The following is a 23,452-nucleotide window of genomic DNA, read 5'->3' on the forward strand; positions in this document are numbered from 1 at the left end:
GACGCCGGGGATCCTGGCCGGATGCACGAAGTATCGGCCGAGCGCAGGCAGCGCTGGGAGGACCTCACCGAGGTACCCCTGCTGATCGCCTCGATGCTCTACCTCACCGCCTACGCCGTCCACGTCCTCGTCCCATCGGCGGAGGAATGGCTGCACACGCTCGCGCTCGTCGTCATCGGCGGCACCTGGCTGTGCTTCCTCGTGGACTACCTGGTCCGGATGCGGCTGAGCGGCCTGCGCGCGCTGCGCTTCCTGCGGTCGCACTGGCTCGACACCCTGGTCCTGCTGCTGCCGCTGCTGCGCCCGCTGCGGCTGGTGCAGATCTACATGGCCCTGCAGCGCAGGCGGGACAAGCCCCGCATGGACCTGTACCAGCGGGTGGTCGCGTACGCCGGGACGGCTGCCGTGCTCCTGGGCTTCGCCGGCGCCCTGGCGGTGTACCAGCAGGAGCGGTACGCCCCCGGGGCGAGCATCGTCACCTTCGGGGACTCGGTCTGGTGGGTATGCGCGACGCTGACGACGGTCGGGTACGGGGACGTGGTCCCGGTGACGACGATGGGCCGCACGATCGCCGCGTTCATGATGGCCTTCGGCCTGGCACTGCTGGGCGCGGTGACGGGCTCGTTCTCGTCATGGCTGGTCCAGGTCTTCGAACAGGACGAGCAGAGGCCCCCGGGGAACGGGGAAGCCCCCGGGAAGTGAGACTTCCCGGGGGCTTCAGCCCCGCTGGCGCGGGGAACAAGAGGTACCGCGAGATACCGCTTCGCCTAGGGTCACCCCCGCTTACACGGGGAGCAGGTCACACCTGGACTCGACGCTCCACCACGTCAACGAGCTTGGCCAGTGCCTCGTCACGCGCAATGCCATTTTCTTGCGACCCGTCGCGGTAGCGGAAGGAGACGGTGCCCGCGGCCATGTCGTCGTCACCGACGATGATCATGAACGGGACCTTCTGCTTCTGCCAGGTCCGGATCTTCTTCTGCATGCGGTCGGAGGAGGCGTCCACCTCGACCCGCAGGCCCTTCTTCTTCGCTTCGGCAGCGAACTCCTGCAGGTACTCGACGTGCGCGTCGCCGATCGGGATGCCGACGGCCTGGACCGGGGCGAGCCACGGCGGCATGGCGCCCGCGTAGTGCTCCAGCAGGACCGCGAAGAACCGCTCGATGGAGCCGAACAGCGCGCGGTGGATCATGACCGGGCGCTGGCGGGAGCCGTCGGCCGCGGTGTACTCCAGGTCGAAGCGCTCCGGCAGGTTGAAGTCGAGCTGGACGGTCGACATCTGCCAGGTGCGGCCGATGGCGTCGCGCGCCTGCACGGAGATCTTCGGGCCGTAGAAGGCCGCGCCGCCCGGGTCCGGGGTCAGCGGGAGGCCCTGCTTCTCGGCGACCTGCTGGAGGACGGCGGTGGCCTCCTCCCACGCCTCGTCCGAGCCGACGAACTTGGTCTCGTCCTTGGTGGACAGCTCCAGGTAGAAGTCGGTCAGGCCGTAGTCGCGCAGCAGGTTCAGCACGAAGGTGAGAGTGCGGTCCAGCTCCTCCGCCATCTGCTCACGGGTGCAGTAGATGTGCGCGTCGTCCTGGGTGAAGCCGCGGGCGCGGGTCAGGCCGTGGACCACGCCGGACTTCTCGTACCGGTACACGGTGCCGAATTCGAACAACCGCAGGGGCAGTTCCCTGTACGAGCGCCCGCGGGCGTCGAAGATCAGGTTGTGCATCGGGCAGTTCATGGGCTTGAGGTAGTAGTCGGTACCACCGTCGAGCTGCATGGGGGGGTACATGCCCTCCGCGTACCAGTCCAGGTGACCGCTCTTCTCGAACAGCTGCCCCTTGGTGGCGTGCGGCGAGTAGACGAACTCGTAGTCCTCCTCCTCGTGCCGCTTGCGGCTGTAGTCCTCCATGACCCGGCGGATGATGCCGCCCTTGGGGTGGAAGACGGCCAGGCCGGAGCCGATCTCGTCCGGGATGGAGAAGAGGTCCAGCTCGGTGCCGAGGCGGCGGTGATCGCGCTTCTCGGCCTCGGCGAGGAAGTCGAGGTGGGCCTTCAGCTCGTCCTTCGACGGCCAGGCGGTGCCGTAGATGCGCTGCAGCATCGGGTTCTTCTCGCTGCCGCGCCAGTAGGCGGCCGCGTTGCGCATCAGCTTGAACGCCGGGATGTTGCGGGTGGTGGGCAGGTGGGGACCGCGGCACAGGTCCCGCCAGCACAGCTCGCCGGTCTTGGCATCCAGGTTGTCGTAGATGGTCAGCTCGCCGGCGCCCACCTCGACGTTCGCGCCGTCGTCGGTCGACGCGGAGCCCTTGATGCCGATGAGCTCCAGCTTGTAGGGCTCGTCGGCGAGCTCCTCGCGGGCCGCCTCGTCGGTGACCACGCGGCGGGAGAACCTCTGGCCGCGCTTCTGGATCTCCTGCATCTTCTTCTCGATGGCCTTGAGGTCATCGGGGGTGAAGGGCTTCGCGACGTCGAAGTCGTAGTAGAAGCCGTCCCGGACCGGCGGGCCGATGCCCAGCTTGGCCTCGGGGAAGAGCTCCTGCACGGCCTGCGCCATGACGTGGGCGGTGGAGTGGCGCAGGATGTCGAGGCCGTCCGGGGAGGAGATCTCCACGGGCTCGACGGTCTCGCCGTCCTGGACCGCGTAGGAGAGGTCCTTGAGCTCGCCCGCCACGCGCGCGGCGATCACGGTGCGCTCGTCGGCGAAGAGGTCGGCGGCAGTAGTGCCCGTGGCCACCACGCGCTCGTCCCGCTCGGAATCGCGTTGGATGATCACACGGACGTCTGACACCGGTTTCTCCTGACTGAAGGGATGCGGCAGCGAACGCTGCGCGTCTGAATCGTACCGAGAGCGGCGGCCCGCCCGCGAAACGGTTATGCCCGTTCCTGCGCACGGCGTGAACACGCGTTCGCTAGCGTGGGGGCATGGCGACGACGACCTGGCCGGTACGGCCCCTGGACCTGGGCCACGACGCGACCGCGGCCGCCGTGCACCGGATCGGCCGGGCGGCGTACGCGGTGGAGGCGGAGCTGATCGGCTTCGACGGCATCCCGGCACTGGGCGAGGGCCTCGCCGAGCTGCGGGCGCGGCCGCTGCGCTGGCTCGGCGCAGCGAGAGCGGAGGAGGGCGCGCAGGACGGGCCGCTCGCCGGGTTCGTGGCCTGGGAGCGGCAGCCGGACGGCTCGGTGTGCGTGGACCGGCTGTGTGTGGACCCGGCCTTCTTCCGGCAGGGCGTGGCCTCGCTGCTGCTGCGGGCGCTGCTGGCGGAGGCGCCGGCCGAGCGGCCGGTCACGGTGTCGACGGGCGCGGCGAACGCCCCGGCGGTGTCCCTGTACGAGCGCCTCGGCTTCGTCCGCGGGGCGGACTTCTCCCCCGTGCCCGGCCTGGTCATGGCCTCGTTCACCCTCGCTCCGCGCACAAGTTCCGCGGCCGGGGCGTCCTCCGCGCGGCCCTCCGGCCGGTCCTCCGCCTAGTCCTCCGCGGCCAGGACGTCCGACGGGTCGAGGGACTCGTCCATCGACTTGATCAGCCGGTCGCGCTGGGCCTCGTCCAGGGGGACGGCCCGCACGTCGGTGATCTCGGCGACGCGGCGGAAGCCGCCCCGGCGCTGGAGCCAGCCGGTGACCCTGATCGGCACTCCGGCGAGGTGCGCGTGCCCGGCCACCCGGTACGCCCGCTCGTCCAGGGCCATCCGCACCTGCGGCACGTCGGCCCCGGACAGCACCTGGAGGCGGACCGCCCCGCCGACCGCGGGTGTGGTGCGGCGCATGCGGACCACCGTGCCGGTGATCTGTACGGGGACGGAGGGCTCGTCCCGGGTGTAGCGGGCCGAGGCCTCGCGGAGCGCGGGCAGGTCGCCCGGGGAGAACTCCACCGGTTCCGGGCGGGCCGCGCACCCGGCCGGCGCTCCGGCGGCCGGCGCCCAGGCCAGCGCGATCCGGGCCCCCTCCGACCCGCTGACGAGGTCGATGAGAGCGTCGGCGAGCTCCCGGCTGACACCGGCCTGGACCGCCGCGTCGAAGGCCTCCATCCCGCCGGCGGTGCGCCGGTAGTCCACGGCTTCGCGGGCCGCGTGCAGGGCGTGGTGCAGCCGGGTCACGGTGCCGCGGCCACCCGCGACGGGCAGGTAGGCGGTGAGCCGGCCTCCGGCGGAGGACGGCCCGGCGACCACCGCGTCCAGGTCCCGTTCGGCCTGGCGGCGGTGCCGGGCCCCGTAGTAGCCGGCGGTGGACCGGGCCGCGAGCGCCCCGGCGAGCAGGAGGGCGTGGGCGGCCGCGCGCAGGTGGTCCTCCACCGTCAGGGGCCGCTGGTTGCGCCCCGGGGTCCGCGGGACCTGCGGGTTCTGCCGCTCCCAGCGGATCTCGTCGCTGGGGACGCTCAGCCCGTGGAGCACCTCGCGGGCGCAGGGCAGGCCGCCGTGGGCGAGCGCGGCGAGCGCCTCCTCCAGCAGGTCGGTGCAGTCGGGGAAGGTGCGGGACTCCGGGACGAGGATGCTGGTGGCCGTGCGGGCCGCCGGGCTGGGCGCGGGCGGTGTCCAGCGCCCGTAGCGTCCCGCTGCGCCGCCGCGGCGCTGCCAGCCGTTCCGGCGCAGGAGGGCGCCGAAGACGGCCGGGTCGACCCCTGCGGGGTCGGGGAGGGTTCCCGGGCCGGTGCGGTCGCCGAACTCCTGCAGGGCGGCGGGCGGTTCGAGGCGCGGTGGCGGACGGTGCATCAAGGTGTCCCTCCCGACCCGACGCGGGTCATGATCTCGCACAGCGCGCGGTCGTCGAAGATCCGTGTGGTGGGGATCCGGACGGTGGTGCGGCGCCGGCCGGTCACGGGGTGCCCGGCGAGGTTGGTCCAGTAGCAGCAGTGCCGCAGGTCGAGCCGGTCGTGCCCGGCGGACAGCCACCGGTCGCGCTCGCGCGGGACGATCATCACGACGAGGATCTTGTGCACGGCGACCGGGGTGCGGGCCAGCTTCACCAGGTGTTCGTTGTCGAGGGTGAAGGCGAAGGAGGGGCCTGGCGGTTCGGGCTGGACCTGGTAGGTCGCCTTCAGCTGCACCTTGATGGTGACCTCGTCGTCCACGACGTGCTCGGGTGCGCCGTGACTGACCTGCCAGTCGATGCCGTTGTCGGGGAAGGGCTGGGACAGCGAGCAGCCGGCGGCGGCCGCGACGGCGTGCAGGTATCCCACTTGGAGGGTCTCCATGCAGGCGGTGGTGGCGAGTGTGCCGCGCAGTGGTGCGGGGCGCGCCTCGTCGCGCGCACCCGTGCGCCCCTGCAGCATCCCGCCCGGTTCGGGCTGTGTGAGTGCCATGGCCGGATGCTCCCCGTGCCCTTGCGGGCTGTGGCCGGATGAGAGCGGGTGGGGTGACGGCCGGTCATGTGTGCGGTCCCCCAGGAAGGTTGTCTCCCCAGCGGGCGGGCCGCAAACGGCGTACGGCGCAAAGGGGCCGGGTATCACGGATTCGGGCAAGGGTGGCGTGTTCGACGTACGCCCCATCTGCCGATCGGGGACGAGGAGTTCGCCATGACACGCTGGTACGAGGGCCCGCTGGCCGCATTCGACACGGAGACGACCGGGGTGGACGTGGAGCAGGACCGTATCGTGTCCGCCGCTCTCGTCGTGCAGGAGTGCGCGGGCGGCCGGGTCCGCCAGACGCGCTGGCTGGTCAATCCAGGGGTGCCGGTGCCGTCGGGGGCCACGGAAGTGCACGGCCTGACGGACGAGTACCTCCAGCACAACGGCCGGTGGCCGGCGCCGGTCGTGGAGGAGATAGCCCGGGCGCTGGCGGAGCAGCAGGTCGCGGGCCGCCCGGTGGTGGTGATGAACGCGCCGTTCGACCTGACCCTGCTGGACCGGGAGTTGCGCCGGCACCGGGCGTCCTCGCTGGCCCGGTACCTGGACAACCGGCCGCTGACGGTGCTGGACCCGCGGGTGCTGGACAAGCACCTGGACCGGTACCGCAAGGGGCGGCGGACGCTGACGGACCTGTGCGAGCACTACGGGATAGAGCTGGACGGCGCGCACGACGCGGCGGCGGACGCGCTGGCCTCGTTGGAGGTCGTACGGGCGGTGGGCCGGCGGTTCGCGGGCCGGCTGGAGCGGCTCACGCCGGCCGAACTGCACACCTTGCAGGCGGTGTGGCACGCGGCACAGGCGCGCGGGCTGCAGGCGTGGTTCGCCCGGCAGGGCACGCCGGAGGCGGTGGACCCGCACTGGCCGCTGCGGCCGGAGGTGTCGACGGCGGCGTGAGGCGGGCGGAGTGCGGGACGGCCGGGGACGGTCGGAGACGGTCAGGAATGCGGAAGGCCGGTCCGTCGTACGACGGACCGGCCTCTCCCGGTGGGCGATACTGGGATCGAACCAGTGACCCCTTCGGTGTGAACGAAGTGCTCTCCCGCTGAGCTAATCGCCCGGGAACGCACTGAACAATACAAGAGCCCCGGGGTCTGGTTCAAACCGCGTCCGCACCGGGCGCCAGTCGGGCCGCGAGGGCGCGCCGTCCGGCCCGCATCATCAGCGCGTGGTTGAGCCGGAACAGCGGTCGCGCGGGCAGGGACAGCCGGCGCAGCAGCGGCCGCCGCAGCTCGACCTCCTGCTCGTAGAGCACCCGTGTCCCGCCGCCCCGCGGGTGCGGGCGGACGGTCCACCGGACCCAGCCCTCCATGTCGCCGTGCAGGGCGGCCTCCAGGATCCGGTGCCCAGGGTCGCGCAGTAGTTCGGCGGCTGTGATCCGGATCTCGTACGGGAGAACGGAGCGTATGCGCAGGGCGCTGCTGTGCTCGTCGATCCGCTCGACCCCGCGGACCTGCGGCCACCAGGTCCCGTAGTCGTCGGCCTGCTCCAGTACGGCGTAGACGTGGGCGGGCGGGGCGTCGAGGTCCCACCGGCTGCGGAAGCGGTAGCGGCTCCACCGGGCGCGGCTGCTGCGGTCCATGCCCTCAGTCTGGCGTGCGGGGCAGGTGCTCGGGGCGTACTCAGCGCGGAAATGAGTACGTGCACCCATGCCCCGGGGGCGTGACCGGCGCCACACTCCGAGCATGAACATGCCCCTGCCGCCCGCCCAGGAGCTGGCGCTGATCGACCGTGAGCTGGCGCAACTCGATGCCAGGCGCGGGTACTTGCTGGACCGTCGGGCCTGGCTGCTGCAGTTCGCGGTGCCGGCCGTGGCGCCGTCCGGAATGCCGGTCACGCCGCCCGTGCGTGCGGCGGAGGCCTCGGGCCCGGGTGCGCAGAACGTGCTGCTGACGCTGGGTGCGGTGCTGCTGGCGGTGGCCGCTCTGGCGTTCACCCTGGTCAGCTGGGGTTCCCTGGGGATCGGGGGGCGCTCGGCGGTGCTCGGCGTGGTGACCGGGGCGGCCCTGGGCGCGCCGGCGCTGCTGCTGCGGCGCGGGCTGCGGTCGACGGCCGAGTCGGTGGCGGCGGTCGGGCTGCTGCTGACGGTGCTGGACGCGTACGCGGTGCGCGCGGTGGCCCTGCCGGGCACCGGCGGTACGGGGTACGCGGCCGCGGCGTCGGCGGTGCTGGCGGTGGTGTGGGCGGTGTACGCGGTCACGCTGGCGAGGCTGGTGGTCCCGGCCGCGGGGGCGGTGCTCGCCGTGCAGCTCCCGTTGCCGCTGGCGGCGCTCGCCGCGGATCAGGACCCGGTGGGGCTCGGCTGGGCACTGCTGGGGACCGCGGTCCTGGACTGCGTCCTGGCGGTGTGCGGGGGCTTCGCCGCACGGCGGTGGGCACGGGCGGCCCGGACGGTTCCGGCGGTGTGGGTCCTGGCGGCGGTGTGCGGCGCCGGGGCGCTGCTGTGCGCGCTGCCGGAGCTGCTGACCGCGGCGACGGCGGCCGCCGCCGTGGGTCCCGCGCTGCTGGCCGCGGGGTGCGCGGCGCTGGGCGTCGCGGTGGCCTGGCGGGTGCCGGCCGCGTCGGGCGCCGCGCTGGCGGGCGGCCTGGCGGCGGTGGCGGCGCTCGCCGGCCCGGTCCGGCCGGAGCTGGCGACGGGCTGGCCGGTGGCGGTGTGCCTGCTGCTCGCGCTGCCGCTGCTGGGCGCGGCCGCGGTGGGCGCACTGCCGGCGGCGGTGCGGCACGGGCTGGGTCGGGCGGGAGCCGTGGTTTCGGCGGGGGCCGCCGTGTGGGGCCTGGCGTCGACGCTGGGGCCGCTCCTGTCGCGCGTGGACGTGGCCCGGGAGGCGTGGACCCCGGCGGTCCCGGCCGGGGTGGCGGCGTCCGGCCCGGTCACCCCCGCGGTCGCGACCCTGCTGATCGCAGCGCTGGCCGCATGGTGCGCGGCCCGTCTCCTGCCCCCGTCCCGCCCGGGCGGGACGGCCCCGGCCGCTGCAGGCCCGGGCCCGGGCACGGCGGGTACGGGAACGGCCGGCGCGGGTGTGTCTGGGGCTGCGGCCGCGCGGGCGGTCGCGGTGGTGTGCGGCTGGGCCGGGCTGTTCACGGCGCCGATGGGCCGGGGCCTGCCGGTGCCGCTGGTGCTCGGCGCGCAGCTGGCGGTCACAGCGGCGGCCGCCGCGGTCGCGCTGCGGACGGCGACCGCCGCCGGGAACCCGGCCGACACGGGTGTGACGGGTGCGACGGGTGCCGCGGGCCCGGCGAGCTCCGCGGGTGCCGCCGGTGCTGGAGTCGCCGTCGGTGGTGCGGGGCGGGTGGCTGCGGTGTGTGCCGCGGTGGGGGCCGTGGACGTGGCCCTCGCCGCGCTGGACGGGCGCTGGGCCACGTTCGCGGTGTTCGGGCTGCTCGGTGCGGGGGCTGCCGCGGCGGCCCGGCTCCGCAGCGCCCCGGCGGACCTGCGGGCGGGTGCGGCGGTGTGCGCCGTCGGGTTCGCGGCGGCGACGGTGGCGGCGGTGTGCGCGCTGGCGGGGCTCCCGGTGGCCTGGTGGGCGCTGCCGCTGCTGGCGGTGGCCGCGGCTCCGGTGGCCGCGGGGCCGCGGTGGGGCCCGGTGCGTACGGCGGCGGAGGCGGCCGCGGCCGGGGTGGGCGCGGTGGCGCTCGCCGTGGCGGCCCGGGAGCCGGCGGTGCTGTCGCTGGCGTGTGCGCTGGCCGCGGTGGTCTGTGCGGGGGCGGCCGTCCGGCCGGAGCGGCGCCGGCTGGGCTGGGCGGCGGCGGTGCTGGGCGTCGCGGCGGCGTGGCTGCGGCTGTGGGCGTCCGGGGTGACGGTGACGGAGGCGTACACGCTGCCGGTGACGGTGGCGGCCCTGGCGGTGGGTCTGCTGCGCCGCCGCAGGGACCCGGAGGCCTCGTCCTGGACGGCGTACGGGCCGGGGCTGGCGGCGACGCTGCTGCCCGGCCTGGCCGAGGCCTGGCAGGACCCGTACTGGCTGCGGCCGCTGCTGCTCGGCGCGGCGGCGCTCGCGGTGACCCTGGTGGGCGCGCACCGCAGGCTCCAGGCCCCGCTGCTGCTGGGGGGCGGGGTCCTGGCCGCAGTGGCCCTGCACGAGCTGGCCCCGTACGTGGTGCAGGTGGTCGGGGTGCTGCCGCGCTGGCTGCCGCCGGCCCTGGCGGGGCTGCTGCTCCTGGTGGTGGGGGCTACGTACGAGAAGCGGCTGCGGGACGCGCGCCGGCTCCGGGCCGCGCTGGGCCGCTTCCGCTGAGGCCGCCGCCAGGGGCCCGGGCGGGTGGGCGGCCACCGGTGGTGCCGCCGCCGTGCGGCCGTTCCGGTGAAAAACACCGAGGGCCCGGAGACGGTCTACGTCTCCGGGCCCTCGGTCCGGGTGGGCGATACTGGGTTCGAACCAGTGACCCCTTCGGTGTGAACGAAGTGCTCTCCCGCTGAGCTAATCGCCCGGGCACACCGCAAACATTACCCCATGTCAGCGGTGCTCCCTGACCATCACTGGTCCTTGAGGTCCCACGGCATGGTGAGGCCGTACTTCCACAGGTAGAACCCGATCAGCGCGCCGGCGATCACGAGTCCGACCGTGGTCAGGATGATGTTGCGGCGGCGGACCTTCGGGTCGAGGGCCTTCTGCGCGGCTTCGGTGACCTTGCGCTTCGTCCAGGCCAGGACGAGGTGGGCCCAGGCGAACTCGGTGGCCCAGATCGCCAGGCCCGCGAAGATCGCGACCCATCCGGGACCGGGCAGGACGAGCATGGCCACGCCCGCGGCGATCACGGCGAGGCCGACGACGAAGACGCCGACCTGCCAGCTGACGTGCAGCGAGCGGCTGCGCCGGATGAACGCGGGCGCCTTCGACACGTGCGCCTTCTCGGTGGTGGTCACGGCGCTCTCGGCGCCGGCGTCGGTGCCGGGCTGGCCGGCTGCGGACCCTTGGGTCTCGCGGTCACTCCCCGTATTCATGAGCCCGAATCTACCGGAGCCGGAAGCACACGGGTATGGCGGTGTGGATCCGCCGTCCGAGGGACCCAGAGGTCCGCAAAACGGTCAGAGGGGTTTACAACGGCACCGTAGGTGGCATGTCGATTTCGCCGACGTGCGAATCCCCGAGCGCACACTGAGCGAAAGGCCCTGGCGCTTATGAACACCACGGTCAGCTGCGAGCTGCACCTGCGCCTCGTTGTGTCGAGCGAGTCCTCACTGCCTGTTCCCGCGGGCCTGCGGTATGACACGGCCGATCCCTACGCCGTGCACGCCACCTTCCACACCGGCGCCGAGGAGACGGTCGAATGGGTGTTCGCCCGCGACCTCCTCGCGGAGGGTCTCCACCGGCCCACCGGAACCGGGGACGTCCGCGTCTGGCCGTCCCGCAGCCACGGTCAGGGCGTCGTCTGCATCGCCCTGAGCTCACCGGAGGGAGAAGCACTGCTCGAAGCACCCGCCCGGGCGCTCGAGTCATTCCTCAAGCGCACGGACGCCGCGGTCCCGCCCGGGACCGAACACCGGCACTTCGACCTGGACAAGGAGCTCTCGCACATCCTGGCGGAGAGCTGAGCCAGCCCCCGCGGGGAGCGCCCCGGCGGCAGCCGGGGACCACTGCGCACCGTCCGACTCGGGGCGACGGTGCGGGCTGGGGAAAAACCACATAGGCGGTGCCGGCGCTGTTCTCGCGGGAGCCTCCCGCGAGGGCGGCGCCGGTGTGCTTCTCCGCACCGGCCGCCGACTTCTCCGCACCGGCCGCCGACACCGGGGCACCTCCCGGCGGCGACCGGGGGCGGCTAGAGTCGGCCCCCAAGCGGCGGCACCGGCCCGTCGCCGCAGGCCCGGCCACAGGGAGCGAGTTCCGTGCAGATCCCCCACGACACCCGTGGCGCGCTCGACGTCGTCGTCGCGCTGGTGAACACCGCGGCCGAGGCGGACCAGCCCGACGGGCTCGCGGACGTCGGTTCGCTGCGCGAGTTCGTCCGCGAGTACAAGATCAGTGACGTCGGCGACCTGGGCGCCCGCGACCTGGCCGGCGTGCGCGCCGTCCGCGGCAAGTTCGCCCAGATCTTCGCGGCGCCGAACGCCCGCGCCGCGGCCTCACTGGTCAACGAACTGGTCGCCACGGCCGGCACGACCCCCCAGTTGACCAACCACGACGGCTACGACTGGCACGTCCACTACTTCGCCCCCGGCGCCTCGCTCGGCGACCACCTCGCGGCGGACGGCGGCATGGCGCTGGCCTTCATCGTGGTCTCCGGCGAGCAGGAGCGACTGCGCCGCTGCGAGGCCCCCGACTGCCGACGGGCCTTCGTGGACCTGTCCCGCAACCGCTCGCGGCGCTACTGCGACAGCCGGACCTGCGGGAACCGGCTGCACGTGGCGGCGTACCGGGCGCGGCGCAAGGAGGCCGACGCCGGGGCGTCAGAGCAGGAAGAGGTCGTGCACGGCGGCGAGCAGCAGCAGGGTGCCGATCACCCCTAGGAAGATCATCAGGGGTGGCTGGGAAAGCGCGAAGAGGCAGCCTCGCGGCTCCTCGGCAACGGGGGCGGGAGCCGCGGCCGGCGCGGGAACCGTCGGCTCACCCTGCGATGTCTCGAGCATGTCGGGGCGATGATGGCCCAGCGCACCGGGGCCGTGCCCCCAACACGCGTGCGTTCGCTCGGGAGTTCACCCCTTCTCGTCATCCGCGCGGCAAACCGGGTGCGGCGGCTCAGATTCCGTGCTTCTTCAGGATCGCCTCGATGTCCGAGAAGTCGTCGTCGGACGCGGGCTTCGGCCGGGCCGCCGCCTGCCCGAGTGAGGGCGCGGACGCGGTGGGCGCGACGGCGTCCCGCGCGGCGCTCCCCCGGGCCGCCCGCGGGGCCTTCCCGGGCTCGCCGGCGTTCGCGGCCGCCGGTTCCTTCTGCCCCGCCTTGCCGAGGCCGCGGCGCTCGACCGCACGCGTGGCGGCGAACAGCGCCCAGGCGAGCGCGAGGACGCCGAAGCCCGCCCACACGGTCGGCTTGAAGACGATGTCGGAGGCCCACGCCACCGCGCCGGTCAGCACGAGCCCGGCCGGCACCAGGGCGTACGCCGCGATCCGCGCGGCCGTGCGGAAGCGCTTGCGGTAGGCGGTCACCGCGGCGATGCCCAGGCCTGCCGCGGCCAGCGCGGAACATATGGTCTCGGCGAGCATGCGGTCCTCCAGGGCAGTGCCGTCAGGGCGGTTCTCCGTCCCCATCCATCCTGCACCGGGCGCCGCCGGCGGGGCCACGCGCCGGACGGCGCCGCGCCGGATCTCCGGGACATCTCGGGGTCCGCCTCCTCCTCAGGGGGTGGGCGGCGCCACCGGGGGCCGGTGGCTGGGAGACTGTCCGCATGACCGATTCCGTGATCCTCGACGTCTGGTGCGAGCTCCAGTGCTCGGACTGCCACCGCGCTCTGGACGACGTACGCGCCCTGCGGGCCCGCTACGGCGGCCGGCTGGACATCCGGCTGCGCCACTTCCCGCTGGAGAAGCACAAGCACGCCTTCGCCGCGGCGCAGGCCGCCGAGGAGGCGGCCGAGCAGGGGCAGGGCTGGCCGTACGCCGAGGCGGTCCTCGCCCGCACCGCGGAGCTGGGCGAGCGCGGCGAGGCCGTGCTGCTCGATGTGGCGCGTGAACTCGGTCTCGACGCCGAGGAGTTCGACACCGCCCTGATCGACGGGCGGCACATCCTGATCGTCGACGCCGACCACGCCGAGGGCAAGGCGATCGGTGTGACGGGCACGCCCACGTACGTGATCGGCGGCGAGCGCCTGGACGGCGGCAAGAGCCAGGAGGGCCTGCGCGCCCGCATCGAGGAGATCGCGGACCGGCTGCTCGCCGAGAGCGCGAGCTAGCGGAAGCCGGCCGGAGCCGGGAACCGCGGACCGGGGGCCGGGGGCCGGGGCTAGATCAGGTCCTTGGTGTAGTTCAGCCCGGTCGGGCGGTAGCCGAGGGACTCGTAGAGCCGCAGGGCGGGGACGTTCCCCGAGAAGACGTGCAGCCCCATGGTCCGCTCGCCCGCGCCGACGGCGGCGCGTTCGGCGAGCAGCATCAGGGCCCGGCCGTGTCCGCGGCCGCGGTGCTGCTCGCCGACCGCGACGTCGTAGACGTAGGCCCCCTCCTCGTTCCGTCCCACCCAGACCGTGCCGACGGGCGCCCCCGCGGCCTCCAGGACGAGGAGGTGCGTGCCGGGCGTGGCCGGTCCCTGGGGCAGGCCGCGGGCGTGGTCGTCCTCCGACTTGGCCCGGGCGGCCTCGGCCGGCATGCCGCGGCTGATCATGTCCTCGGTGTAGCCCTGGACGGCCCTGGGCAGCCATTGCGCGTACTCGGCGGCCGTCATCGCCCGGCCGAGGACCCCGGCCGGCAGTGCGGGCGGGCCGTCGGGGAGTTCCTTGGCCATGTTGCGGCTGTACTCGACGTACCCGAGGGCCTCGGCCAGGCGGATCCCGCCCGGCGACCCCGCGGGCACCACGGCCCGGATGCGGCGGCACCCCCAGCCGCGCAGGACCTCCTCCGCGGCGAGCGCGGCGACGGTGGCGCGGCCCCGGCCGCGGTCGGGCGGGTCGACGGCCAGGTCGCGGATCTCCCCGACCTCCGGTCCGAAGGGGCTGTCGCAGGCGATGAGCAGGGCACCGACGCGCCTGCTGTTGACCCGGATCTCGTAGGGGCGCGACCGGGCGCCGCCGGCGCCCTGCTGGAGCGGCCCGCTGGGCCGCAGGGTGGTGGTCATCCTTGTGGTTCTACCCGCCCCGCGGGCGCGTGCACAGCGGATTTCCGGGCCGTGCGGCCGCTGCGGGGCGGGGTGCTCCGGGGGCGGGTCGGCTACGGGTCGAGGTCGTCGGCGGCGCGCGCGTCGAAGGTCCGCATGGCCGCGGTCGTGACGGGTCCCGGGGCGGCCGCGGCGAGCGGGCGGCCGTCGATGCGGCGGACGGCCTGCACGTCGCGGAGGGTGGAGGTCAGGAAAACCTCCTCGGCGCGGTCCAGTACGTCGAAGGGCAGGTCGGTCTCCTTGGCACCGGCCCATTCGACGACGAGGGCGCGGGTGATCCCGGCGAGGCAGCCGGAGGACAGGGGCGGGGTGTGCAGTTCCCCGTCCAGGACGACGAACACGTTGGAGCCGGTGCCCTCGCAGAGCCGGCCGAGGGTGTTGGCGAACAGGGCCTCGGAGGCCGCGGCCTTGTTGGCGGCGGCGAGCGCGACGACGTTCTCCGCGTAGGAGGTGCTCTTCAGCCCGGCCACGGCGGAGCGCTCGTTGCGCACCCAGGGCACGGTGATCACTGAGGTGGTGTCCGGCCTGCGGGTGGTCTCGCCGACGGCGACGACCAGGGTGGGTCCGGAGTCGCCGCGGTCGGAGCCGAGCGGCGAGAGCCCCCCGGTGTAGGTGATCCGCAGCCGGCCGAGCGGCATGGGGTTGGCGTCGAGGACGGCCTCGCAGGCCCGGCGGACCTCGTCCGGGTCCGGGTCGGGCAGGCCGAGGCCGCGGGCGGAGCGGGTCAGCCGTTCCACGTGGCGGGTGAGGGCGAAGACCCGGCCCCCTTCCGCCTTCAGGGTCTCGAACACGCCGTCGCCGACGGTCAGCCCGTGGTCGAACACGGACACCCGCGCGCTTTCGGCGTCCCGCAGCGCGCCGTCGAGCCAGATCATCACCGTACGATCCCTCCGCTCAGCCAGGGGTGGATGTCACCGCATGCTGCCCCGACGCTACCCGCAGCAACCGGGCCGCCTTGAGCTCGGTCTCGGCCCATTCGCGGTCCGGGTCGGAGCCCCAGGTGATGCCGGCGCCGGTGCCGAAGAGCAGGCGCGGGCCGCCGGGGGCCTGCCGGTCGATCCAGAAGGTGCGGATGCCGACGGCGAGTTCGGCGGTGCCGTGGTCGGCGTCGACCCAGCCGATGCCGCCGCAGTAGGGGCCGCGCGGGGCGGTCTCCAGGGCTTCGATGATCCGCAGGGCGGAGGACTTGGGCGCGCCGGTGACGGAGCCGGGCGGGAAGGTCGCGGCGAGCAGTTCCGGCCAGCCGGCGCCGTCGGCCAGTTCCCCGCTGACGGTGGAGACGAGGTGGACCAGACCCGGGTGCTCCTCGACGGCGCACAGTTCGGGGACGGTGACGGAGCCGGTGGCGCAGACCCGGCCCAGGTCGTTGCGGACCAGGTCCACGATCATCACGTTCTCGGCGTGGTCCTTGGGCAGCAGGTCCGCCGCGGTGCGGCCGGTGCCCTTGATCGGGCCGGACTCCACGTGGTGCCCGGCCCGGCGCAGGAACAGCTCGGGGGAGGCGGTGGCTATCTCCACGCCGTGCGCCGGGAGGCGGATCGTTCCGGCGTACGGGGCCGGGTTGCCGCGGGCGAGCAGCGCCGTCAGGGCGTCCACGTCGGCGCCGTCCGGATCGGGCAGCGGTGCGGACATCACGCGGCAGAGATTGGCCTGGTAGACCTCGCCGGCGGCTATGTGCGCGCGGATGCGGCGGACGCCGGCCGTGTACGCGTCCCGGTCCAGGGAGGAGGACCACGCGTCGGCGGCGGGGCCGCGCCAGGCGCCCGGGACGGGCTCGGGGACGGGCGCGGGGCGTACGTCGCCGAACCGCGCGCAGACCAGACGGCCCTCGAAGTCTGCGGCGACCGCCCAGAAGCCGGAGGAGTCGAGGGCCGCGGGGTCGCTCGTGACGTCGCGGAGATCGGTCGCGAGGAGGCCGCCGAAGCGGGCCAGGGGAAGCAGGTCGTGCACGGCTGCGAGTCTATGACCGGTGGCGGAAAGCCGCCGTGGAGGTGTCCGGCGGGTGACCGGTGGTGATCGGGTGGCAGCACGCTGCGGAAACGCGTTTTTGAGCTGGCCCGGGAATCCGCTAGAGTTCAACACGTCGCCAGGGAGCGAAGGGGAAGAACCCCGGAGCGAACAGGGTGACAGTGCGGACGTAGCTCAGTTGGTAGAGCACCACCTTGCCAAGGTGGATGTCGCGAGTTCGAGTCTCGTCGTCCGCTCTGAGGTGGGGGATCTTCCCGAGAACCCCCGCAACTCCGAGGTGGAGTGGCCGAGAGGCGAGGCAACGGCCTGCAAAGCCGTCTACACGGGTTCAAATCCCGTCTCCACCTCCAAGGACGATTAGCTCAGCGGGAGAGCGCTTCCCTGACACGGAAGAGGTCACTGGTTCAATCCCAGTATCGTCCACTGGATCTTCGGGTCCCCCGCGCGATTAGCTCAGCGGGAGAGCGCTTCCCTGACACGGAAGAGGTCACTGGTTCAATCCCAGTATCGCGCACGCAGTATCCTGCAACACCTGTTTGACCTGCGGCTTTCGAGCCGTGGAGCCCGCGCGATTAGCTCAGCGGGAGAGCGCTTCCCTGACACGGAAGAGGTCACTGGTTCAATCCCAGTATCGCGCACCGACCGGAAGCCCCGGCCGTCTCGACGGCCGGGGCTTCCGCGTTTCCACCCGGGGATTCCGCCGGAGGGGTGCGCGGCCCGGCTAGTGCGGCGCCGGGGCGCGGGCCGCCGTGTCGGGTGGGAGCGCGGCGATCCGGGCGCAGGACTCCACCATCAGCCGTTCCACGTCGTCGAGTCGGCGGCGGTTCTCGGCCGAACGTGCCAGGGCGAGGGCGGCGGTCTGCACGGTCAGGGCGCGGGCCGCGAGGTCGAGGGCCGGCCGGGGATCGCGGCCGGGCGGCCCGGCGGCCGGCCCCCCGGCGGCCCGGTAGGCGTCGAGGAACCGGCTCCAGGCGGCGGCGCTGAGCACCCCGGCCGCGTACCAGGCGGCGGGCCGGGCCAGGTCCCAGGCCGGTGTCCCGACGCCCAGGTCGTCGACGTCGATGAGCCGCCAGCCGTCGGCGGCGCCGCCCCGCACCAGCTGGCCCAGGTGGAGGTCCCCGTGGCACAGGACCCCGCCCGGCGGCGCCGGGGCCGTCCCGCGCACCCAGGCGGGCAGGGCCCGGGCGGCGTCCCGGACCACTGCGGGGCCGAGGCCCGGTTCGAAACGGTGGCCGTGGTGTTCTGCGGAGGCGGCGCGGGAGAGCCGGCCGAGGGCGCGGGAGAGCTTGGCGGGGCCGCGCATGGGCGGGAGCGGGCCCGGGAGCCCGTCGAGCGGCACCTGGTGCAGGGCGGCCAGCAACCGGGCGGCGGCCTCCCAGGGGGCGGCCTCGGGGAGGCCGGGGTCGACCGGGACCCCGTACGGCCACAGGGAGACCGGGCGGCCGCGCAGCAGGTCCGCCCCGGGGCGGAGCGGGGGCAGCAGGACGCCGGCGAGTGCCCGGTCGGCGGCGATCCGCATCCGGACGGCGAGGTCGTCGCAGTCGCTGTCGGCGGCGTGGGCCTTGGCGACGATGCCGCCGCAGCGGACGACGGTGCCGTCCTCCCGGTCGGCGAGGAGCTCGTACGGGGCCGCGGGCTCGCCGGTGGCGTAGGCGGCCAGCGCGGCGGGCAGCGGCGCCGCGGGGGCGGGCACGGAGCCCTTCCCGAGGCGCCGGGCGGCGTGCTCCTGGTTCATCGCGGCTCCCGAACGGTCGTCACTCGCCCTCTCGGGAGCAGGTTACGAAAAGGCGGCCGGCATGACGCGGTCGTGCGGGGCGTTCGTGGACGTCCTCCGGCGTTCCGGGCATGCGTGAGCGTGCTGCCCGTGCGACTCCCCAGTCGCACGGGCAGCACCCTTCACCTGCCGTCCGCCGCTCCCCCGTCCCCACGGGGTTCGACGGGCCGATGTCCCGGTCCGGGCCGCTCTCCCGGACCCGGGGCGCCGCTCAGCGCCCCAGCATCACGCCCACGGACGACGCCTGTGCCGCCACCTGGTCGAAGCCTCCGAAGAGGAAGAGCAGGAGGGCGGCCAGGGGGATGACCATGGCCGCGGCCACCAGCGGGTGGCGCGTACCGGACTCGTGGGCGTGGAACGCGAAGGCCTTGCGTCCGTGCCGTGCCGTGTCCGCCATGGTCCTCGCCCCTGTCGTCTGGCTGCGGCGGGCCCGGGACCTCGGGGGACGAGAATTCCGCCCGCCGCATGTCCTCAACATAAGGGGGGCGGGGGTGGCGCGGCGTCCTGCCCTCGTACCCATTGGAGGGCCTCCAGGAGGATGACGGGGCGCCTCCGGCGTACTCCGCTGGGTGGAGACTTCACCCGCGGGATGGGGGATCTCCCGGAGGGGGCGGCACGGGGCTGCAGCCGGGCTTGATCGCGAAAGATGACCGGAGGGTAGTGAATTCGCTCACTTCCGTCACTCCCCGCACACGCGTGTCGGCGTACGGGACACCTGGACGGCCGCCCGGCTCACACGCCCCGCGCACGGTCCCGCCGCCCGCCGGGCAGCACTCCCCGCCGAGCACGCGGGAACTCCAACCTCCTTGACCCGAGGGCGGTTTGACGACTCATCCCCTCAGTGGCGACGCACCCCACCCGGTGCTGAGACACCCTCAAGTGGGCGTCGCCGCACAGAGGATCGGTTACGGGGGCGAGGGCGCGGCCTCTGAGCGCTCGTGCCGGATCGTCCGTAAGCTGTGCCACGTCAACAGGACGACCGGGCAGCGGGGTGGACATGGCGATGATGCGGCTCCGGCGCGAGGACCCGCGTGTCGTCGGCTCGTTCAGGCTGCACCGGCGGCTCGGCGCCGGCGGGATGGGTGTGGTCTACCTGGGGTCCGACCGGCGCGGGCAGCGCGTCGCCCTCAAGGTGATCCGGCCCGACCTGGCCGAGGACCAGGAGTTCCGCTCCCGCTTCGCCCGCGAGGTGTCCGCCGCCCGGCGGATCCGCGGCGGGTGCACGGCGCGCCTGGTGGCCGCGGACCTGGAGGCCGAGCGCCCGTGGTTCGCCACCCAGTACGTGCCCGGGCCGTCGCTGCACGACAAGGTGGCCGAGGACGGCCCCCTCACGGCCGCCCAGATCGCCGCGATCGGCGCCGCCCTGTCGGAGGGCCTGGTCGCCGTCCACGAGGCCGGGGTAGTGCACCGGGACCTCAAGCCGTCGAACATCCTGCTGTCGCCCAAGGGGCCGCGGATCATCGACTTCGGCATCGCCTGGGCCACCGGCGCCAGCACCCTCACCCACGTCGGCACCGCCGTGGGCTCCCCCGGTTTCCTCGCGCCGGAGCAGGTGCGCGGCGCGGCCGTCACGCCGGCCACCGACGTCTTCGCGCTGGGCGCCACCCTCGCGTACGCGGCGACCGCCGACTCCCCCTTCGGGCACGGCAGTTCCGAGGTCATGCTCTACCGCGTGGTGCACGAGGAACCCCACCTGGTCGGCGTCCCCGACGCACTCGCACCGCTCGTACGGGCCTGCCTGGCCAAGGACCCGGAGGACCGGCCCACCACGCTGCAGCTGTCGATGCGGCTGAAGGAGATCGCCGCCCGCGAGGCGCAGGGCCTGTCCGACGGGCGCCCGCCGGTGCAGCGGGTGCCGCGGCCCGACCGGCCCACGGGGCGGCTGCCGCAGCCGTATCCGGACGACCGCGGGGAGCGGCGGGAGCGGCGCACGGGCGGCACGCCGACCCCGCAGGCGGCGGGCAGGGCCGCCGTCCGGGGTGCGGTGGAGGGCCCGTCCTCGCGGCCGTCCTCGCCGCGGAACCCGGGCGGGCCGTCGTCCCGGCCGACCGCCGGTCGTACCACGGGTGGCCGTCCGGCCCCGCGTACGACGGGGGCGGGGCGGCGGCCCACCCGGCCGGACCCTCGGCTGATGCGGCAGCGGTTGATCGTGTTCGTCGTGGTGACGTTGATCGTGGCCCTCGGCATCGCCGCGGCCCAGAAGCTCTGACGGTCAGGCCCGGGGGCGGGTCGCGTAGAAGGCCACTGCGGAGGCCGCGGCGACGTTGAGGGAGTCGATGCCCTCGGCCATCGGGATCCGGACCCATTCGTCGGCGGCGCGCAGGGCGTGCGTCGACAGGCCGTGCCCCTCCGAGCCCAGCATGATGGCGCAGCGTTCGAAGCGCTCCGGCGGGATCTGGTCGAGCGGCGTCGCCTTGGGGCTCGGCGTCATGGCCAGCAGGCGGTAGCCCGCCTCGCGCACCTTCTCCAGGTCGGCCGGCCAGGAGTCGAGGCGGGCGTACGGCACCGAGAAGACGGATCCCATGGACACCTTGATGGCCCGCCGGTAGAGCGGGTCGGCGCAGTCCGGGGACAGGAGTATCGCGCTGATGCCGAGGGCGGCGGCGCTGCGGAAGGCGGCGCCCAGGTTGGCGTGGTCGACGAACCCCTCGAAGACCGCGATGCGCTGTCCGGCCCCGTCCCCCGCCAGCAGCTCGGCCGCCTCCGGCAGCGGCTTGCGCTGCATGGAGGCGAGGGCGCCGCGGTGCACGTGGTAGCCGGTCACCCGCTCGGCGAGCTCCGGGCTGACGGCGTACACCGGGGCGGGCAGCTCGTCGATGACGTCCCGCATGACGTCGACCCACTTGGCGGACAGCAGCATCGAGCGCATCTCGAACCCGGCGTCCTTGGCCCGTCTGATGACCTTCTCGCCCTCGGCGATGAACAGGCCCTCCTCGGGTTCGCGGCGGCGCCGCAGCTCCACGTCGGTCAGGCCGGTGTAGTCGCGCAGGCGCGGGTCGTCGGGGTCCTCGACGGTGATGAGATCAGCCACAGGGTGATACTGCCTTGTCCTGGGTGTGGTGCCAACGCCCCTGTCGGGCGGCGGGGGTTCAGTGGGTCGGGGGCGTGGGGCCGGTCTCAGCGACCCGTACGACGTCGCCGACGACGATGACGGCGGGCGGCCGGACGTCCTCGGCCCGCACCCGCTCGCCGACGGTGGCCAGCGTGGCGTCGACCCGCCGCTGGGCGGCGGTGGTGCCCTCCTGGACGACGGCGACAGGGGTGTCGGCCGGGCGGCCGTGACGGACCAGGGCCTCCGCGATCAAGCCGATCTTGTCGACCCCCATGAGGATCACCAGGGTGCCGGTCAGCCGGGCCAGCGCGGCCCAGTCCACCAGGGACCGCGGGTCGTCGGGCCCGACGTGCCCGCTCACCACGGTGAACTCGTGCGCGACGCCCCGGTGCGTGACGGGGATCCCGACGGCCGCGGGCACGGAGATGGAGCTGGAGATCCCGGGAACCACGGTGCACGCGATCCCCGCCTCGGCGAGCGCCTGGAGCTCCTCCATGCCCCGCCCGAAGACGTACGGGTCCCCGCCCTTGAGCCGGACCACGGCCTTGCCTGCCTTGGCGTGCTCGATCAGGGCGTTGTTGATGGCCTCCTGGGCCATGTAGCGCCCGTACGGGATCTTCGCGGCGTCGATCACCTCGACGTGCGGCGGGAGTTCGTCGAGCAGGTCGCGCGGCCCGAGCCGGTCGGCGATGACGACGTCCGCCTCGGCGAGCAGACGCCGACCGCGCACGGTGATCAGGTCCGGGTCCCCCGGCCCGCCCCCGACGAGCGCCACACCGGCCTGCTGCCGGCCGCGGTGCGCCGGGGCGGTGAGGGAGCCGTCGCGGAGCCCCTCGACCACGGCGTCGCGCACGGCGGCCGAACGCCGCGGGTCGTTCCCGGTGAGCACGGCCACGGTGACCCCTTCGACGCGGCCCGTGGCCGGCGTCCAGGCGGTGGCGGCGGAAGCGTCGTCGGCGCGGACGCACCAGACCCGCTCGCGCTCGGCCTCGGCGGAGGCCTGCTCGTTGACCTCGCGGTGCTGGGTGGCGATCAGCGCGTACCAGGCGCCTGCGAGGTCGCCGTCCTGGTAGCGGCGGCGCTCCCAACGGATCTCACCGGTCTCGGCCATCGCGTCGACGGACGGGGTCGCGGACGGCGAGACGAGAACGACGTCGGCACCGGCCGCGAGCAGCGCCGGCAGCCGGCGCTGGGCGACCTGGCCGCCGCCGATGACGACGACGCGCCGGCCGGCGAGGCGGAGTCCTACAGGGTAGGCGGGGTGTGCCATGGCGGTTGCGGCTCCTGATGCGGCGGATCTGCGGGCCGCTGCTGCGCTGGAGCGGCTTGTCTTCGTGACGTGCGGTTTCGTTGTCCGGGTCCACGATAAGGCCCCGGGCCCGCGCGCCAACCCCTGGCCCCGGCGAAGCGCGGCCCGAACCCCGGCCGCGGCCGCCTGCTCGCCGGCCGCCCCGCGCCCCGACATCCGGCACGAGGCCGGAGCGGGCGCCCCGCATCCCTGACGGGGCCGCCTCTCGACCCGTCCCCCTGGCCGTCCTTCGGGGGCTCCCCGGCGGCTCTTTGGCATTCCGGGGCGGGACGGTCGGTCAAGGGTGGCCGAAGGCCATCGCGAAGCGACGCGACGCAGGAGCGCCCTTGAGGGGCCGGCCCGAACCGGGAGGACAATGGGCTGCCGGGGAGCCCCCGTACGGGCTCCGACCCCGCCGGGGGGCGGCAAGCCGAGCGCGGCTGGGCCGCGGGGCGGAGGCGGAGGCCCGTACCGCTGCGCCTCAAACGCCGGCGAGGCTGATTCAGGTCTGGGCGGAGCCGCATGCCGAGGCTCGGCCACGCCGCCGCTGCCGGGGGCCAGCCCCCGGACCCCCGCGCCTCAAACGTCGGCGAGGCTGGAATTGGCGGACCGGATCGCGCCAGCGGGGCAGACAGTCGGACCCGGCAGCAGCGCGACAGCAGCGGCGCAAACCAACGACAGCGGCCGCAAACCGGCCGGTGGGGGAAATGGCCCCAGACCAGCGGCAGCAGAAGCCATCTCAGACCGCGACTGCGGAAGCGGCCCCGGGGCCAGCGGCAGCAAGAGCAGCCCCAAGCAGCATGCCGCAGAAGCGTCCTCGGGACGGCGGCAGCGTCCGCGACGACGCGGACCGGCCCAGGCCGGACGGACCGGCCCAGGCCGGATGGGCCGGACGGGCCGGACGGGCCGGACGGGCCGGACGGGCCGGACGGGCCGGACGGGCCGAGCGGGCCGAGCCGAGCAAGCGAGCCGGCAGGCGACCCGACCGACCAGGCCAAACAGGCCGACCAACCAGGCGAGCGGGCCGGACCGCCGAGCCGAGTCAGGCCGGGCAGGCCAGGCGGGCCAAGCTAGGCAGGGCCAGGCCGAGCTAGGCCGAGCTAGGCCGACCGGACGGGCAGAGTCGGCGGGCGGCCGAGCCGGCCGCCAGGCCGAGTCGCCGGGCCGGGACGGCGCGCAGGCCGGGACGGCGCGCAGGCCGGGACGGCCGACGGGTCCGGACAGCCGACGGGCCGGGACGGCCGACGGGTCCGGACAGCCGACGGGCCGGGACGGCCGACGGGTCCGGACAGCCGACGGGCC

Annotated in this window: 22 protein-coding genes and 7 tRNA genes; 13 read left to right on the forward strand and 16 right to left on the reverse strand. The window is 74.5% G+C overall.

The genetic code is table 11. The annotated features are described in order from the left end of the window. The first annotated feature begins 21 nt into the window (after positions 1–21). Positions 22–702 carry a potassium channel family protein gene (locus ACZ4VL_RS18200; RefSeq protein ID WP_468200679.1) on the forward strand — a complete coding sequence of 227 codons (681 nt, stop codon included), beginning with the start codon at positions 22–24 and terminating at the stop codon, positions 700–702. A 97-nt stretch (positions 703–799) separates the two neighbouring features. On the opposite strand, the gene thrS is transcribed toward ACZ4VL_RS18200, so the two are convergent. Continuing rightward, positions 800–2,776, reverse strand: a complete 1,977-nt coding sequence (gene thrS, locus ACZ4VL_RS18205) for a threonine--tRNA ligase (protein ID WP_468200682.1) — start codon at positions 2,774–2,776, stop codon at positions 800–802. A 134-nt stretch (positions 2,777–2,910) separates the two neighbouring features. Between thrS and ACZ4VL_RS18210 the strand changes: the two genes are divergently transcribed. Beyond that, a complete protein-coding gene (locus ACZ4VL_RS18210) occupies positions 2,911–3,459 on the forward strand; it encodes a GNAT family N-acetyltransferase (RefSeq protein WP_468200684.1) in 549 nt (182 codons plus the stop codon). Here ACZ4VL_RS18210 and ACZ4VL_RS18215 read toward each other — a convergent pair. Both ACZ4VL_RS18215 and ACZ4VL_RS18220 read right to left on the reverse strand, forming a co-directional pair. Continuing rightward, on the reverse strand, positions 3,456–4,700 hold the full coding sequence (locus ACZ4VL_RS18215) for a hypothetical protein (protein ID WP_468200686.1): 1,245 nt from the start codon (positions 4,698–4,700) through the stop codon (positions 3,456–3,458). The genes ACZ4VL_RS18210 and ACZ4VL_RS18215 overlap by 4 nt on opposite strands. Beyond that, a complete protein-coding gene (locus ACZ4VL_RS18220; protein ID WP_468200689.1) occupies positions 4,697–5,287 on the reverse strand; it encodes a DUF4365 domain-containing protein in 591 nt (196 codons plus the stop codon). The genes ACZ4VL_RS18215 and ACZ4VL_RS18220 overlap by 4 nt, the downstream gene beginning before the upstream one ends. A gap of 213 nt (positions 5,288–5,500) precedes the next feature. Between ACZ4VL_RS18220 and ACZ4VL_RS18225 the strand changes: the two genes are divergently transcribed. Beyond that, positions 5,501–6,226: an exonuclease domain-containing protein gene (locus ACZ4VL_RS18225; protein ID WP_468200691.1), complete on the forward strand. Its 726-nt coding sequence runs from the start codon at positions 5,501–5,503 to the stop codon at positions 6,224–6,226. A gap of 91 nt (positions 6,227–6,317) precedes the next feature. On the opposite strand, the gene ACZ4VL_RS18230 is transcribed toward ACZ4VL_RS18225, so the two are convergent. Both ACZ4VL_RS18230 and ACZ4VL_RS18235 read right to left on the reverse strand, forming a co-directional pair. After that, positions 6,318–6,389: transfer RNA gene (locus ACZ4VL_RS18230), tRNA-Val, on the reverse strand. Positions 6,390–6,428: 39 nt separating this feature from the next. Next, on the reverse strand, positions 6,429–6,911 hold the full coding sequence (locus ACZ4VL_RS18235; RefSeq protein WP_468200694.1) for an SRPBCC family protein: 483 nt from the start codon (positions 6,909–6,911) through the stop codon (positions 6,429–6,431). A 103-nt stretch (positions 6,912–7,014) separates the two neighbouring features. Here ACZ4VL_RS18235 and ACZ4VL_RS18240 point away from each other — a divergent pair, with 103 nt between their 5' ends. Further along, positions 7,015–9,564, forward strand: coding sequence for an SCO7613 C-terminal domain-containing membrane protein (locus ACZ4VL_RS18240; RefSeq protein WP_468200696.1), 2,550 nt, complete (start codon positions 7,015–7,017; stop codon positions 9,562–9,564). Between the two features lie 121 nt (positions 9,565–9,685). Here the strand turns inward: ACZ4VL_RS18240 and ACZ4VL_RS18245 are convergent. Together ACZ4VL_RS18245 and ACZ4VL_RS18250 are read right to left on the reverse strand one after the other, a co-directional pair. Further along, positions 9,686–9,757, reverse strand: a tRNA-Val gene (locus ACZ4VL_RS18245). A gap of 46 nt (positions 9,758–9,803) precedes the next feature. Further along, a complete protein-coding gene (locus ACZ4VL_RS18250; protein ID WP_468200698.1) occupies positions 9,804–10,271 on the reverse strand; it encodes a TIGR02611 family protein in 468 nt (155 codons plus the stop codon). Positions 10,272–10,448: 177 nt separating this feature from the next. Between ACZ4VL_RS18250 and ACZ4VL_RS18255 the strand changes: the two genes are divergently transcribed. Both ACZ4VL_RS18255 and ACZ4VL_RS18260 read left to right on the forward strand, forming a co-directional pair. After that, positions 10,449–10,862, forward strand: coding sequence for an SsgA family sporulation/cell division regulator (locus ACZ4VL_RS18255; RefSeq protein ID WP_030011909.1), 414 nt, complete (start codon positions 10,449–10,451; stop codon positions 10,860–10,862). Positions 10,863–11,153: 291 nt separating this feature from the next. Next, complete coding sequence (locus ACZ4VL_RS18260; protein ID WP_468200701.1) at positions 11,154–11,774, forward strand: CGNR zinc finger domain-containing protein; 621 nt, start codon at positions 11,154–11,156, stop codon at positions 11,772–11,774. On the opposite strand, the gene ACZ4VL_RS18265 is transcribed toward ACZ4VL_RS18260, so the two are convergent. Then, positions 11,715–11,894 (reverse strand): hypothetical protein, encoded by a 180-nt coding sequence (locus ACZ4VL_RS18265; RefSeq protein WP_256987697.1) that lies wholly within the window; start codon positions 11,892–11,894, stop codon positions 11,715–11,717. The two genes, ACZ4VL_RS18260 and ACZ4VL_RS18265, sit on opposite strands and share 60 nt — an antisense overlap. 109 nt (positions 11,895–12,003) lie before the next feature. Beyond that, the gene (locus ACZ4VL_RS18270) at positions 12,004–12,468 is read right to left on the reverse strand and encodes a hypothetical protein (protein ID WP_468200812.1); all 465 of its coding nucleotides are present in this window, start codon (positions 12,466–12,468) and stop codon (positions 12,004–12,006) included. 182 nt (positions 12,469–12,650) lie between these two features. Between ACZ4VL_RS18270 and ACZ4VL_RS18275 the strand changes: the two genes are divergently transcribed. Then, positions 12,651–13,154 (forward strand): DsbA family protein, encoded by a 504-nt coding sequence (locus ACZ4VL_RS18275; RefSeq protein ID WP_468200704.1) that lies wholly within the window; start codon positions 12,651–12,653, stop codon positions 13,152–13,154. Positions 13,155–13,204: 50 nt separating this feature from the next. Here the strand turns inward: ACZ4VL_RS18275 and ACZ4VL_RS18280 are convergent, their stop codons facing one another. The 3 genes from ACZ4VL_RS18280 to ACZ4VL_RS18290 form a co-directional block, all read right to left on the reverse strand. Further along, positions 13,205–14,029 carry a GNAT family N-acetyltransferase gene (locus ACZ4VL_RS18280; protein ID WP_468200707.1) on the reverse strand — a complete coding sequence of 275 codons (825 nt, stop codon included), beginning with the start codon at positions 14,027–14,029 and terminating at the stop codon, positions 13,205–13,207. A 92-nt stretch (positions 14,030–14,121) separates the two neighbouring features. Beyond that, positions 14,122–14,946: an aminotransferase class IV gene (locus tag ACZ4VL_RS18285; RefSeq protein WP_468200710.1), complete on the reverse strand. Its 825-nt coding sequence runs from the start codon at positions 14,944–14,946 to the stop codon at positions 14,122–14,124. 16 nt (positions 14,947–14,962) lie between these two features. Continuing rightward, positions 14,963–16,018 (reverse strand): chorismate-binding protein, encoded by a 1,056-nt coding sequence (locus ACZ4VL_RS18290; protein ID WP_468200712.1) that lies wholly within the window; start codon positions 16,016–16,018, stop codon positions 14,963–14,965. A gap of 181 nt (positions 16,019–16,199) precedes the next feature. On the opposite strand from ACZ4VL_RS18290, the gene ACZ4VL_RS18295 reads away from it, so the two are divergent. From ACZ4VL_RS18295 to ACZ4VL_RS18315, 5 genes are all read left to right on the forward strand, one after another. After that, positions 16,200–16,272: transfer RNA gene (locus ACZ4VL_RS18295), tRNA-Gly, on the forward strand. Between the two features lie 40 nt (positions 16,273–16,312). Beyond that, positions 16,313–16,386, forward strand: a tRNA-Cys gene (locus ACZ4VL_RS18300). Between the two features lies 1 nt (position 16,387). Continuing rightward, positions 16,388–16,459 (forward strand) — tRNA-Val (locus ACZ4VL_RS18305). Between the two features lie 19 nt (positions 16,460–16,478). Continuing rightward, positions 16,479–16,550 (forward strand) — tRNA-Val (locus ACZ4VL_RS18310). A gap of 52 nt (positions 16,551–16,602) precedes the next feature. After that, positions 16,603–16,674, forward strand: a tRNA-Val gene (locus ACZ4VL_RS18315). A gap of 83 nt (positions 16,675–16,757) precedes the next feature. On the opposite strand, the gene ACZ4VL_RS18320 is transcribed toward ACZ4VL_RS18315, so the two are convergent. Then, positions 16,758–17,771, reverse strand: coding sequence for a phosphotransferase family protein (locus tag ACZ4VL_RS18320; RefSeq protein WP_468200714.1), 1,014 nt, complete (start codon positions 17,769–17,771; stop codon positions 16,758–16,760). Positions 17,772–18,021: 250 nt separating this feature from the next. Further along, positions 18,022–18,207 (reverse strand): hypothetical protein, encoded by a 186-nt coding sequence (locus ACZ4VL_RS18325; protein WP_468200715.1) that lies wholly within the window; start codon positions 18,205–18,207, stop codon positions 18,022–18,024. A 600-nt stretch (positions 18,208–18,807) separates the two neighbouring features. On the opposite strand from ACZ4VL_RS18325, the gene ACZ4VL_RS18330 reads away from it, so the two are divergent. Further along, positions 18,808–20,019, forward strand: coding sequence for a serine/threonine-protein kinase (locus ACZ4VL_RS18330; protein WP_468200718.1), 1,212 nt, complete (start codon positions 18,808–18,810; stop codon positions 20,017–20,019). A gap of 3 nt (positions 20,020–20,022) precedes the next feature. Here the strand turns inward: ACZ4VL_RS18330 and ACZ4VL_RS18335 are convergent, their stop codons facing one another. Then, a complete protein-coding gene (locus ACZ4VL_RS18335) occupies positions 20,023–20,841 on the reverse strand; it encodes a TrmH family RNA methyltransferase (protein WP_361091695.1) in 819 nt (272 codons plus the stop codon). A 58-nt stretch (positions 20,842–20,899) separates the two neighbouring features. Beyond that, on the reverse strand, positions 20,900–22,132 hold the full coding sequence (cobA, locus tag ACZ4VL_RS18340) for a uroporphyrinogen-III C-methyltransferase (protein WP_468200721.1): 1,233 nt from the start codon (positions 22,130–22,132) through the stop codon (positions 20,900–20,902). Positions 22,133–23,452: the final 1,320 nt, after the last annotated feature.

It is taken from the genome of Streptomyces sp. NPDC029014, assembly GCF_055564695.1.